The organism is Treponema zioleckii (assembly GCF_014737315.1).
Classification (GTDB): Bacteria; Spirochaetota; Spirochaetia; order Treponematales; family Treponemataceae; genus Treponema_D; species Treponema_D zioleckii.
In genome coordinates this window covers 1-13232 of sequence record NZ_JPUF01000005.1, presented here as the reverse complement: position 1 = coordinate 13232, position 13232 = coordinate 1, and the positions used below count along the sequence as shown (strand labels likewise).

Sequence of the window (13232 nt, the reverse complement as noted above, 5' to 3'; positions counted from 1 at the left end):
TCCCGATAATCCTTCTGCCAATGTTAAGCATGGCATTGAACGGACTTCGCTCAGTGCAGTTTTTTCATTTTTTCCTCATAAATCCTTGATAAGATGAAACTTTTTGTGACCTTTTGGAATGTCCTCTAGTTCGCTGATAATTCTGTACCCGTATTTCTTGTAAAACTCTGGCGCTTGCCAAGACATCGTGTCCACGTGAACAGAGTGACAGCCTCGTTTTATCGCTTCTTTCTCTGCCGCTACCAAAAGCCGAGAGCCAAGCCCTTGCTTTCTGAAAGCCTCCGATACAAAGAGAATATCAATATGCATCCAACCCCAATATGTTCCGCCAAGCAGTCCCGCAATAACGTTGCCATTTTCATCATACTCAATGATGTTCAAAAGTTCGTGATTATCAGCTCCCACCTTTTCGTCATTGAACTTTGAAAGTGCGCCATTTATATATGCGATTTCGTTTTCGTTAGGATTAAAGTTCATCTTTTTATGTCTTCTTTATCGGGTGCCGAATAGCTGTTTTCCATTTTTTCAAGTGCACGCTGTTCGTGCACGCTCCTTTTTATGCGGCGTTTTTTTATAAGTTCCTCGACAGCATAATCAAGATTTTCTGAATCACACATCTCCGCAATTTCGCGGCTAGACTTATTCCTAAAAATTCTCATTGTCCAATGAATGCTTCTCGCCATTTTCACCCTTGTTTCCTATTTGTGATAAATGAAGTTGTTTATATCCGTATCAATTGTAGCAACAACGTTTTTCGCCTTCACTTGATTTTCTCCAATTCAACATCATCTGCTGAATAAAGAATCACAGCTCCGAAAAAACTTTCTATCTCAATTCGCATTTTTTATCTTGTCGAACTCGTCCGCGAGAACTTCAATTTCCCTTGATTGCCCAAAATATTCACTGTCGAAGCCTTGCAGAAAAATACTTCCAATGTACGTTTCCGTATCGAACTCGCCAAGGCTTTCGTCTAGGAACAAAAAGGAGATTTGGGTGTAAAAATCAGCCTCGTCCTCATTGTAGCCATTGCAAAAAAGCACGATTCCGACCTTGTTCGTGTCCTCATCATCTACAAACATAAACCGAACATCGCGGGGGAAAAGTTCTTTGTTCCCGATTTTTATCGAGTTATCAACTTTTCGCCTTGGACGAAACTTGATGAAAGTCCAGTCTGAAAGTTCTGGCTTTGCCTTGTACAAAGTTTCCACAGCAGGAAACGCACTGATAATTCCGTCCGCGCTTATCACAAAATCCCTTTTTTCGTCCTTTATCGAACTGATTTCAAAAGTCAAATTTTCATTTACCGCGTGCAGTTGCGCTTGAATTTTATCGAAAACCACTTCCCGATTTGATTCAAAGTTATAAATCGATTTTGAGTTTTTGCAAAACCAAGTCCAAAATTTCTCCTCTTTTGTTTTTGCCAGACAAGAAAATAATCCCATCGTCATAATCCCCAAAATAAAAAGATATTTTTTCATCTTCAACTCCTATTTATCCGCGTCTTTGCCATTCTTTTGTCTTTGAATTGTACTCGATAGATTCACCGACAGAATAGCCTTGCGTCCACACAATAAACTCATCTTCCGAGACTTTCCAATAATAAAACTCAGTACCTTTTTTGCCTATTATGGTCTTACAATCGGCTTCTGGATAAAAGACAGCCTCTTCCTTTTGCCGCTCGATTTCCTCCACGATTTTTGCTCCTTCTTTCACAGTTGCATTGAAATCGATAACAATAGACAACTTCAAAAGAGGAACGAATGACACCAAGCCGACCAAAACACAAAGCGCGATAATAAAATACTTTTTCATCTTCAAATCTTATTTATCCACGTCTTGGAATTATACTGTGTTTGCCTTGATTGTTACACAGCTCCCTTTCCTTCCTCCACGCTTAATTTGTACTCTCGCGGGGAAAGTCCTGTGTTTTTCTTAAAGATGTAACTGAAATAATGCGGGTCAGAAAAGCCGCACTCGTAGGCAATGTCGTAGCCTTTCATATCAGTTTCGCGCATGAGGCGTTTAGCGTTTTCGAGTCGCACGTTCGTCAAGTATTCAATAAAAGTTGTCTTGCATTCCTGAGAGAAAATCGTGCTAAAATGATTCGGGCTTAACGCTACAACTTCCGCAACCGTGGTGAGAGTCGTGTTTTGGTCGGCATAATGCTCTTCAATAAAGCGTTTTGCCTTTAAAATCACGTCGCCGTATTTTCCGGTCATTTTTGAGTCACGATATTCCAAGGCAAACGAAAGAACTTGCTCCAATTTTTGCCTAAAATCTTTCTCGTCCAAAACTGCATCGTCTACAAATTTTCTCTGCAAAATCTCAGGCTTCAATTTTTTTATGTCGCCGCCAAGTTTTTCGATTAACTTTGAAACCGCAAAAATCAAATCCACAAGAAGATAAGAGGCAAACACGTTGAACTGACCTGGATTGTTCCGAATCAGCTCCATTGACTCGTCGATAATCGCCGAAATGTCGTTTTTGCCTGCGTATTTAAGTCTGTCTACAAGCGGGTCGTTTTCTTTTAGGTCAAGAAGCCCTGTGTTTTCCTCGTCAGCAGAATTCAGACCGCCTTCCAAATCCTCGGAATTTATGATTCTGTTCTTGTCTTCTTTTCCGCCCGCTTCAATAATGTGCTTGGCATCGTCGTAGGAACTGTTCAGCTCCGAAAGATGTTCAACAGGCTTTCCGATTGCGGTGAGTGTTGTGCAGTCATCATTTTTTGTGGCGATATGCGCGATTGTTTCCGCCGCATGAAAAACGCTCTCGTCAAGTTCATCGCGGGAACTTCCCTTAAAAATGCACACGAGTAGGTTCGAATGATGAAAAAAACACACCGCCTGCTCCCAACTTGCAGAATATGAATTGAGTAGCGAGCAAGCTTCTTCCTGATTCTGAATATTGTTTGTCTTGCTTTTTATGCGGCTTATGAGAACTTTGTAAAATCTAGAAATCAGATTCAGCCCCAGTTCCTGACTTTTTTGCATAACATCGGCCATGTTTTCGGCCCCGTGAACAAGATTACTTAAAAATTCTTTCTTTTTGAGCGTTTCGCTCGATTTTAGTTCTTCTTTGAGTTTTGTGATATCTGAAAGCTGCTCTCGTTCCTTGTCAATTTGACCGGCAGCTTTGTTGAGACTTTTTAAAAGTTCAGCCGGCGTGAACGGCTTTAAAAGATAATCCTCAATTCCGATTGAAATAGCTTTTTTTGCGTAGTCAAATTCATCGTGCCCTGACAGAATTATGATTTTTATCCACGGCTGAATTCGCTTTACAGCGGCGGCAAGTTGCAATCCGTCCATAAAAGGCATTTTTATGTCCGTAATAAGAATATCGGGTTTTAACTCGTGCAGCATGGAAAGCGCAATTTCTCCGTCCATTGCCTCACCTGCAAAAACAAATCCGCTGGATTCCCAATCAATTTTGGAGCGGATTCCTTCGAGAACAATCGGTTCATCATCAACAACAAATACGCTATACATCCTTCGCCCCCGGAATTTCAAATGAAATGGTGCTGCCCTTCCCTGCTTCGGATTCGATTACAAGTCCCTGAGTTTGCACGCCGTAATAAAGTTTTAATTTTTTGTTCACGTTGTAAAGACCGTAAACTGAGCTGAGTTTTTCGGAATCCTCCGCTCCGGTCGAAAGTTCTTGCCGCACTTCGCAAAGTCGTTCATCGGTAAAGCCGGCTCCGTTGTCTTTCACTTCAAAAAGGATTTTCGTTTTGCTCGCATCTGAAAATTTTACACTTACCGAAAGCTCGCCGCGGCCGCGCTTATTTTTAATTCCGTGATAAATCGCATTCTCGACGAGCGGTTGTAAAACGAGTTTTATCATTTTTAGATTCAGCAGAGATTCATCTGCATCAATTTTATAATTCAAAATATCGGAATAGCGGATTTTTTGAATCGTCAAGTAATTTTTGATGTGGTCAAGTTCCTGACCTATCGTAATCCACTCGTGCCCGCGGCTCAGAGAAATTCTCAAAAAGTCCGAAAAGGCTTTTGTGATGCGCACAACTTCTTCGGTCTTTTCTTCTTCGGCAAGCCAGACAATTGTGTCAAAAGTGTTGTACAAAAAGTGCGGCGTAATTTGTGCCTGTAATGCTTTCATCTCGGCTTTCTGAAAATTCTTTTGCTCTTCCATGTTTTTTTTGATTAGAACGTCAATTTGCCCAGTCATTGTGTTGAGGTTTTCCGCCAGCGTGTTTAGCTCGTCCACGTGCGGAATGTCGATTCGGGCGGTAAGGTCTCCGTTCGCAACTTTCGTGGAAAGTTTTTCCATGTCGCTTATTGGTTTTTGAATTGCGCTGGAAACCATAAGAAAACTGTTCAGCGAAATGAGCAAAGCCAAAACAGTGATTCCGAACTGAATCACCGTAAGCACGACGGCCGTATTTTTTATTAAAAGATTCGTTTTGTATGCCGATTCGCTTTCGGTAACGATAAAATCCTGCATGATGTCAGAAAAAAGCGCCGTAATCGTTCGGATTTCGTCCAAAGCCTTTTCGTTATCGCTGACGGTGCTTCCAAAACTCATTTTTGAAATAAGATTGTGCGTGCTCCGTAAAAGCGTGGTGCTTGCCCGCGTTGCTACCGCGATTTTGTCACGGCTCTCGGTATTTTTTGTGCTTTTAAGAATTTCTTCCAGCCCAAAAGTTATTTCGTTCATCATTTCGTATTGCTTGCCGTCAATAATCTCTTTTTTTCCGCAGATTATGTTCCACAATTCTTCTGGAAGGTTGTTTTTTGCAATGCTGTTGATTCTGTTCGCATTGCTCACATTCGAAATGATTTTGTCGTACTGACGGGCGTAAATTTGCGAAACGACGATAGAATATATAGAAGGAATCAGTGTAATCGAAAGAAGAACGATGTATGTGATTTTTAACGTTTTTTTGAGACTCTTGTTTTTCAATTAGTAACCTCGCGGTTCATAAAGGCTAAAATCGTCGAACTTTGTAAAAATACGTTCCTCGTTATAAGTCACTTTTGGAATTTTTTTGCCGCTAGCCACATCTTTTACGAGTTTCATTAACATTTCGCCAAGGTTCGGGTTGCACTCAACAACGCAGTTAAGCTTTCCTTCCACCAATGCGTCAATCGATTTTTGTTCCGCATCAACGCTGATAATTATAGTGTCCGCAGGATTTATTCCGTAGTTCGCAAAGGAATCAAGAACGCCAAGCGTCATAGAATCATTATGGGAATAAATCACGTCAATTTTTTGTCCGTCAAAATAAAGCACGTCATTTTTAAAATTCCCAGAATCGCGAGCATTCTGAATTAAATTTTCGGCAATCTCTTTTCCGCGCGAGCGCAAAAAGTCTCCGTTCACCGAATGAATGATTTTTAAATTCTCGTTTCTTAAAATTCCTTCTCTAAAGCCTTGTGCACGCTCTTTTGCTATAGAAGAATTTTCAGTTCCAGATATTTCAAGAATGTTTATTGTTTTTGTTTTGTCCGCACAGATTTTCATCAAAAAATCAGAAGCCTTTCGTCCTTCTTCGAGGGCATTTTCGCCCAAAAATCCCGCATAAAGCGACTTGTCGGCAGTTATGTGCCTGTCCACCAAAATTACGGGGATGCCGGCTGCATGGGCTTCTTTTAAAACTTCATCCCAACCGTCCTCAACAATCGGCACAAACGCAATAATATCAACCTGATAAACAATGAACGAGCGGATTGCTTTTATTTGATTTTCCTGCTTCTGCTGGGCATCGTCAAAAATAATTTGAATGTCGTTCGCTTCGGCAGCCTCAAAAATCGACTGCGTGTTTCGGGTGCGCCACGCACTTTCTGAGCCAATTTGCGAAAAACCCAGAATCAGCCGCTCAGTTTTTTTCTCGGTAATTTTTGTTTTTGAACGCAAGAAACCCAAAAACCGAGGAAAGTGCCACCACAAGAATCAGAAAAATAAAAATGATACGAGATAATTTTATTTTAAAATTCATTTTTAGATATGCCATAACTTTTTGGATAGATTTTATTTTATGCTGAATTTTCCAAAAGTCAAGTTTTCATTTTTTCGTTATTGTCCAAAATCAATGCTTTTTAGAAATATTTTGCTATTTCTGAATATGCGATTTAAGATAGAAGAAGTTACAAAAAAAGAAGGAAAAAGATGGAGAAAATTAAAAACCTCATTGAATCGGGCAATGCGATTGTGGGAATCGAATTCGGCTCGACACGAATCAAGGCTGTGCTGATTGACGAAACGAACGCGCCAGTCGCACAAGGAAGTCACACCTGGGAAAATTCCCTCGTAGACGGAATCTGGACTTACTCGCAGGAAGAGATTATTGCGGGTCTGCAATCGGCGTATTCCGACTTGAAATCTGACGTTCAGAAAAAGTTCGGTGTCGCCCTCAAAAAAATCAGGGCACTTGGAATTTCGGCAATGATGCACGGATACCTTGCCTTTGACAAGAACGGTACGCTTCTTGTTCCGTTCAGAACGTGGCGCAACACGATTACCGGCGAAGCTTCAGAAAAACTTTCTTCGCTCTTCTGCTACCCTATCCCGGAACGCTGGAGCATTTCGCATCTTTATCAGGCAATTCTGAACAAAGAGCCGCACGTAAAAGACATTTCTTTCTTTACAACCCTCGCGGGATTCATTCATTGGAAGCTCACAGGCCAAAAAGTTTTGGGAATCGGAGATGCTTCCGGAATGTTCCCGATTGACACTGCCACAAAAAATTACAACAAAAAATTTATAGAAAAATTTGACAATCTTGTTGCTGACAAAAAATTCGCTTGGAAACTGGAAGATTTGCTGCCGAAAGTTCTTCTTGCAGGCGAAGATGCAGGCACGCTCACCGCGGACGGCGCAAAACTCCTTGACCCAACAAGGGAGCTTGAAGCCGGAGCTAAACTTGCTCCGCCAGAAGGCGATGCCGGAACGGGGATGATTGCGACAAACAGCGTCGCAAAACGAACGGGAAATGTCTCGGCAGGAACTTCGGTTTTTGCGATGGTCGTTCTCGAAAAGGATTTGAGCAAAGCTTACAACGGCTTGATTGATTTGGTCACAACGCCTGACGGCGCGCTCGTGGCGATGGCCCACGCGAACAACTGCATGGGCGAGTTTGACCATTGGGTAAATCTCTTTGACGAGGTTCTAAAGGCAACTGGCTGCAACGTTGACAAAGGCACGCTCTACGGAACGCTCTTAAAAGCAGCTCTTGAAGGCGACAAAGACTGCGGCGGGCTTTTACCGTTCAATTATCTTTCTGGAGAAAGCATTACAGGTCTTACGGAAGGCAGACCGCTTTTTGTCCGCACGCAGCACGCAAACTTTACAATGCCAAACTTTATCCGCGCACAGCTTTTTACGGCTCTCGGTGCGCTCAGAACCGGCATGGACATTCTTTTTGACGAAGAAAACGTAAAAATCGACAGTCTTACCGGTCACGGCGGATTCTTCAAGACCGCGGAAACTGGACTTACCGTTATGTCTGCTGCATTGCACACCCCTGTTTCTGCACTGGAAACTGCTGGCGAAGGCGGTCCGTGGGGAATGGCTGTTTTGGCAAGCTATCTCGTGAACGGTGGCGGAAAGACTCTTGACGCATGGCTGGCCGAAAAAGTATTTGCCACAAGCAAGAAAACGACGGTTTCGCCAAAACAAGATGACATTGAAGGATTCAACAAATTCTTCGCACGCTACACAAAAGGCTTGGCAATCGAAAAAGCTGCTATCGAATCGATTGAATAAGCCGGTGAGCGAAGTCGAAAAAATTATAAAAAAACTAATCATCAAAAAAGGAGGAAAAAAAGATGATAGGATTAGAGGAGTTTGAATTTTGGTTTCTTACAGGAAGCCAAGAATTGTATGGAGAGGAGACGTTAAAACAGGTTGCCATCGACTCAAAAAAAATCGTTGATGAGCTTAACGCCAAAGCAGGATTTCCTTGCAAACTTGTTTGGAAAGAGACTCTTTTGACGCCATCTTCAATCCACAAAACTCTTGAAGAAGCGAATGCCTGCGATAAATGTGCCGGCGTTATCGTTTGGTGCCACACATTCAGCCCTGCAAAAATGTGGATTGCGGGCTTGAACGCTTACAAAAAACCTCTCTTGCAGCTCAACACTCAGTTCAACGTGGAAATTCCTTACGCAACGATGGACATGGACTTTATGAACCTGAACCAGAGTGCGCACGGAGACCGCGAATTCGGATTCATCACGAGCCGAATGGACATGCCGCGAAAAGTTATCGTTGGTCACTGGGCAGATGAATGCACTCAGAAAAGAATTGCTGACTGGATGCGAGTTGCCCGCGCCGTTGCTGATGGAAAAACGCTCCGCGTAATCCGCTTCGGAGACAACATGCGTGAAGTTGCTGTTACTGACGGCGACAAAGTTGAGGCAATGATTAAATTCGGATGGAGCGTTCCGTATTACGGAATCGGCGACCTCGTAGCATACATGAACGAAGTTAGCCAGGGTGATATTGACGCACTCTTCGACGAATACAATCAAAAATACGAAATCGTATATGACTGTGGAAACGGATTCGACAAGGATTTTGTTATCGGTCAGATTAAAGAGCAGGCAAAAATCGAAATCGCCCTCAGAAAATTCCTCAAGGACAACGACGGAAAAGCACTCTGCACCAACTTCCAGGATTTGCACGGAATGAAGCAGCTTCCAGGTCTTGCAATTCAGAGACTTCTTGCAGACGGCTACGGATTCGGTGCGGAAGGCGACTGGAAAACTTCCGCTCTCGTCCGAACGTTCAAGGCAATGACGGCAGGTCAGGTTGTTGCGGGCAAAAAAGGCAACGCATTCATGGAAGACTATACTTACAACCTTGTTAAAGGCAAGGAAGCCAACATGGGTAGCCACATGCTCGAAGTTGACCCGGAAATTGCAGTCTCAAAACCAAAAATCGAAGTTCATCACCTTGGAATTGGCGACAAAGAACCACCTGCACGCTTCGTATTCAACACACTCGAAGGCGAAGGTCTCGTTGCGGCAGTTGTTGACATGGGAAATCGATTCCGCTGCGTAGTGAACGAAATCAACGTAATTCCACCGGAAGCTCCACTTCCAAAACTCCCAGTTGCACGTATGCTCTGGAAGCCATACCCAAGCCTTGCAACTTCTGCAGAAGCATGGATTTTGGCAGGTGGCGGACACCACACAGCATTCTCAAACATCATAACACGCGAGCAGCTTCAGGACTGGGCTGAGATGGTAGGAATTGAGTGCGTGGCAATCGGAAAAGAGACTACAATTCCTCAGATTCGTAACGAACTCCGCTGGAATGCCGCTTACTGGAACGCAAAACGCTAATATAGTAGAGTTACGTCATGCCGAAACAAGTTTTTTTGTAAAATCCTTTCGGCATGACAAAACTAAGGACAAAAAATATGAGTATGTTTCAGACAATAAAAGAGCAGGCTTACGAAGCGAACATGCAGATTCCGGCTCAAAAACTTGCGATTTACACCTGGGGGAACGTGTCGGCTTTTGACCCGGACGCAGGTGTTTTTGCAATCAAGCCGTCTGGAGTCGCTTACCCGGAACTTACAGTTGACAGCATGGTTGTTGTCGATTTGGACGGAAAGGTTGTTGAGGGAGAATTGAATCCTTCAAGCGATACAAACACGCACCTTGTTCTTTACAAAGAATGGGCTGTGAAAGGCGGGGCAAAAATTGGCGGAATCGTGCATACGCATTCAACTTACGCCGTGGGCTGGGCACAGGCACAACGTCCTATTCCGCTTTTTGGAACGACGCACGCAGACCACATTCAGTCGGTAGTTCCTTGCACGCCTTACATTACAAAAGACGCTCTCACAAGAAACTACGAGCTTGAGACCGGAAACCTTATCGTAAAGCACTTTGCCGACGAAGGTTTGCACCCGGCAGAAACAACGATGGTCTTGGTCGCAGGACACGGGCCATTCACATGGGGAGCTACACCGGACAAAGCCGTGTACAACGCCGCAGTTCTTGAAGAAGTTGCAAAAATGGCGACAATCACTCTGCAGGTAAATCCTGCCGCAACCCAATTGCCACCGTACATCATCGACAAGCACTACCAGCGAAAGCACGGACCGAACGCTTACTACGGCCAGAAAAAATAGTCTGCAATAATAGCGAGCTGGGCAAATTGAGATTCCGCCCGGCTCGTTTTTTTCGCACTTGATTTTATTATTGAAAAAAATGTATTTTTATAAAAGAAAATTTAAATTCGGAGTTAATAATGAAAAATACATTTTTTGTATTCACAGCAATCCTTTCTATTTTCTTAATTTCAAGCTGCCAAACAACATCTAAAATAACCAAGCAAGAAATTGAATCAAATTTCGTTCTTGATTTTGGTGAGTACAAGTTAAATGAATGTTCAAATTTGACTTTAGTTCAAATTATGTCAAATCCTATTGGTGCTTATGAAGAAACAACAGGATTAAGAATGACTTTTAAAGATGGGAATGATTGTTATGAAGGGCAAAGTCTTAGAGGGATGCCAATATCAGCTATAAAAAAATTGATGGGAGACAATAAATTTTCTGCTTATTGGGCTTTTTTGGGTGCTGTAGCAAAACTAAAAAAACAAGGTATTGACAACAGACTATTTAAATTTACTTTCAAAGATGGAGATTATTTTATCCTCGATATGAAAGGTGAAATGCAAGATTTAGATATGCAAAATCCCCATTCAGATACAGAAGAGATGGTTCATATCCAATTATTACAGCCTATTACTTTTACAATAAAAAAATAATGGTCCATTTCGACTTTTTAGCCCTCTGTAAACACGGAGGGCTTTTTTTATGAAGCTAGGAGTCTTTTAAATAATTCCCCGAACTGCTATAATTTTTTTATGGAATACAAATTTATCTCTTGGAACGTAAACGGGCTTCGTGCCGTAATGGGCAAAAATTTTATGGAAGCCTTTAACTCGCTGAACGCTGACTTTTTCTGCTTGCAAGAAACAAAATTGCAGGCGGGCCAAATAGAAATGGACTTGCCGGGCTATCATCAGTATTGGAATTATAGACCCAAAAAAAAGGCTACTCAGGAACCGCGATTTTTACGAAGCACGAGCCACTGAGCGTTTCTTACGGAATCGGAATCGAGGAGCACGACACCGAAGGCCGTGTAATCACACTCGAATACGCTGATTTTTTCTTGGTTACGGTGTACACGCCTAATTCCCAGAACGAATTAAAACGCCTCGATTACAGAATGACGTGGGAAGATGAATTCAAAAAGTATCTGCTCGGCTTAAAAGCAAAAAAGGGAGTCGTTGTTTGCGGTGATTTGAACGTGGCTCACAACGAAATTGACATTAAGAATCCTGCCGCAAATCATAAAAACGCAGGCTTTACGGACGAAGAACGCGGAAAAATGACGGAGCTACTCGCAAGCGGATTTATTGACACATTCCGAACGCTCAACCCAGAACTCAAAGACGCTTACAGCTGGTGGTCGTACAGATTCCATGCAAGAGAGCGAAACGCAGGCTGGCGCATTGACTATTTTTTGATTTCTGACGACTTAAAATCAAAATTAACCGACGCAAAAATTCATGCCGACATTTTAGGCTCAGACCACTGCCCTGTCGAACTTGACCTGGGATTTTAAAATGAATTTTGCAAAAAAAACTTTTTTTGTGATTTTGTCGTTCTGCACTCTGTTTTTGAGTTTTTCGCAAACGGCTTTGAACGGACTTTATTCCTACGCTGCCGAAAATCCAAAAGTCTTTGAAAAAGCCCAGAAACTGTCGGACGAACTAAAATCGCAAATGAAGGATTTTGAATTTTCAAAAAGTGATTCTCAAATCAAGCTTGCAGTTTCGATTGTCTTTCCAGAACTAATGCGCTACTCGCAATTTGAAGACGAACTTGAAACCCTTGCGAACAAACTTGCCTATAACGCGGGCATGGAAGCCGAAGGCTGCTCTATTGGGCATTTCCAAATAAAGCCGATTTTTGCAGAAGCAATTGAAATTGAGATTTCCAAAAATTCGGAACTGAAACTAAAATATGCGATGATTGATTTTAAGGGCGAAAGAAAAAGTTACGGCGCACGGTCAGCAAGAATAAGGCGACTACGAACACGAAAAACGGAATTTGCTTATCTTTTTGCGTTCATCGACATTTGCACAAAAAAATTCTCGCTCGAAAAAGCCCCCGTTGAAACAAAAATCAAAATTCTCGCAACCGCATACAATGCTGGCTTTCATAAAACTCGTTCGCAAATCGAAAAATTAATGAAATACAATTCATACCCGAACGGTTTTGACAATGAAAATTCAAACTGGAATTACGCCCAAATCGCCGCCGATTTTTACGCAAGAAAATAGCTGCACTCACTCCACAAATCGTCAGCTGTCTTTCCACACAATTTTTCCTATCATCTTGTCAAAAAATCATCGTGTTCTTTTCTTATTTCTTCTAATACGCTCCAATTTCTGCTAGAATAAATGAGGGTAGAATATGAAAAAGTTAATTTGTCTATTTATCGCTTCGCTAATCAATTTGTCAGTTTTTGTAAATCCCCTTTTTGCGGACAAGAGCCGATTTTACGAAAATGGCAAAGTTCTTGACACTATGTTCGTAGATTCCGACGTTGGGTTAAAAGTACGGGATTATCCTTCTCTCAAATCAAACAGGCTTTGCAGCGTGCCGTACAGGATTCCCGTCAAAGTCGTGGCAATCGGGCAAGAAGAAACGATTGACGGAATCACCGCTCCGTGGGTGGAAATTCTGATTCCGCGTTACGAGTGGAAAAGCGAGGAGCCTGAATACGGCTGGGTATTTGGTGGATATTTGGTAAAAGAACAGCCTGAATTTGACAGCTCAAATTGGGACAGCGCAGCTGTAAAGCGTTATCTTATGTCAAAAGAATGGAAAATGGTGGCGTGGTATGATGACTGGGCGGCAGTGAATTTTTATGAAAACGGCACGGCAAAAATAAAAGGGTCAAAAACTTGGACGTTCAACTATCAGATTTTGAGCGGCAAGCGAATCAAAATCAGCAATATTTCAAACACGCAAATCCGCTCGTACACGGTACAGGAACCGCCATACAGCGAGATTTACAACAAAATTTACACGCTGCAAATCAAAAACAGTGTGTACGTCGAGACAAAAGAATCGAGTGCGCTCGACCTTTTTTATTACACTCCAGACGACTATCCAAAACTTTTTACCCGCCGTGAACTTTACGAAACCGATGATGACCAATGGCGCAGAAACAGTTCCTATG

The 13232-nt window shown here is 42.4% G+C and carries 15 protein-coding genes; 8 read left to right on the top strand and 7 right to left on the bottom strand.

Annotation, left to right across the window (positions count from 1 at the left end; genetic code table 11):
* Positions 1-75: 75 nt before the first annotated feature.
* The 7 genes from JI65_RS02495 to JI65_RS02465 form a co-directional block, all read right to left on the bottom strand.
* Positions 76-477 (bottom strand): GNAT family N-acetyltransferase, encoded by a 402-nt coding sequence (locus tag JI65_RS02495; protein WP_191013797.1) that lies wholly within the window; start codon positions 475-477, stop codon positions 76-78.
* Complete coding sequence (locus JI65_RS02490; protein ID WP_191013796.1) at positions 474-683, bottom strand: hypothetical protein; 210 nt, start codon at positions 681-683, stop codon at positions 474-476. The genes JI65_RS02495 and JI65_RS02490 overlap by 4 nt, the downstream gene beginning before the upstream one ends.
* Positions 684-830: 147 nt before the next feature.
* On the bottom strand, positions 831-1478 hold the full coding sequence (locus JI65_RS02485; RefSeq protein WP_242457141.1) for a hypothetical protein: 648 nt from the start codon (positions 1476-1478) through the stop codon (positions 831-833).
* 13 nt (positions 1479-1491) lie between these two features.
* Positions 1492-1812, bottom strand: a complete 321-nt coding sequence (locus tag JI65_RS02480) for a hypothetical protein (protein ID WP_191013795.1) — start codon at positions 1810-1812, stop codon at positions 1492-1494.
* Between the two features lie 53 nt (positions 1813-1865).
* Positions 1866-3485 (bottom strand): response regulator, encoded by a 1620-nt coding sequence (locus JI65_RS02475; protein ID WP_191013794.1) that lies wholly within the window; start codon positions 3483-3485, stop codon positions 1866-1868.
* On the bottom strand, positions 3478-4920 hold the full coding sequence (locus JI65_RS02470; protein ID WP_191013793.1) for a sensor histidine kinase: 1443 nt from the start codon (positions 4918-4920) through the stop codon (positions 3478-3480). Before JI65_RS02470 ends, JI65_RS02475 begins: the two co-directional genes overlap by 8 nt.
* The gene (locus tag JI65_RS02465) at positions 4921-5883 is read right to left on the bottom strand and encodes an ABC transporter substrate-binding protein (RefSeq protein ID WP_242457140.1); all 963 of its coding nucleotides are present in this window, start codon (positions 5881-5883) and stop codon (positions 4921-4923) included.
* Between the two features lie 243 nt (positions 5884-6126).
* On the opposite strand from JI65_RS02465, the gene JI65_RS02460 reads away from it, so the two are divergent.
* From JI65_RS02460 to JI65_RS02430, 8 genes are all read left to right on the top strand, one after another.
* The gene (locus tag JI65_RS02460) at positions 6127-7722 is read left to right on the top strand and encodes a xylulokinase (protein ID WP_191013792.1); all 1596 of its coding nucleotides are present in this window, start codon (positions 6127-6129) and stop codon (positions 7720-7722) included.
* Positions 7723-7784: 62 nt separating this feature from the next.
* Positions 7785-9305, top strand: coding sequence for an L-arabinose isomerase (gene araA / locus JI65_RS02455; RefSeq protein WP_191013791.1), 1521 nt, complete (start codon positions 7785-7787; stop codon positions 9303-9305).
* 77 nt (positions 9306-9382) lie between these two features.
* Complete coding sequence (araD, locus tag JI65_RS02450; protein ID WP_002704135.1) at positions 9383-10102, top strand: L-ribulose-5-phosphate 4-epimerase AraD; 720 nt, start codon at positions 9383-9385, stop codon at positions 10100-10102.
* A gap of 119 nt (positions 10103-10221) precedes the next feature.
* Positions 10222-10743, top strand: coding sequence for a hypothetical protein (locus JI65_RS02445; RefSeq protein WP_191013790.1), 522 nt, complete (start codon positions 10222-10224; stop codon positions 10741-10743).
* A 99-nt stretch (positions 10744-10842) separates the two neighbouring features.
* On the top strand, positions 10843-11073 hold the full coding sequence (locus tag JI65_RS17270) for an endonuclease/exonuclease/phosphatase family protein (RefSeq protein ID WP_242457139.1): 231 nt from the start codon (positions 10843-10845) through the stop codon (positions 11071-11073).
* Positions 11049-11606 carry an exodeoxyribonuclease III gene (locus tag JI65_RS02440; RefSeq protein WP_340138424.1) on the top strand — a complete coding sequence of 186 codons (558 nt, stop codon included), beginning with the start codon at positions 11049-11051 and terminating at the stop codon, positions 11604-11606. The genes JI65_RS17270 and JI65_RS02440 overlap by 25 nt, the downstream gene beginning before the upstream one ends.
* Before the next feature lies 1 nt (position 11607).
* On the top strand, positions 11608-12327 hold the full coding sequence (locus JI65_RS02435) for a hypothetical protein (protein ID WP_191013789.1): 720 nt from the start codon (positions 11608-11610) through the stop codon (positions 12325-12327).
* 133 nt (positions 12328-12460) lie between these two features.
* On the top strand, positions 12461-13232 hold a 772-nt coding region (locus JI65_RS02430), incomplete at its 3' end, for an SH3 domain-containing protein (protein WP_191013788.1).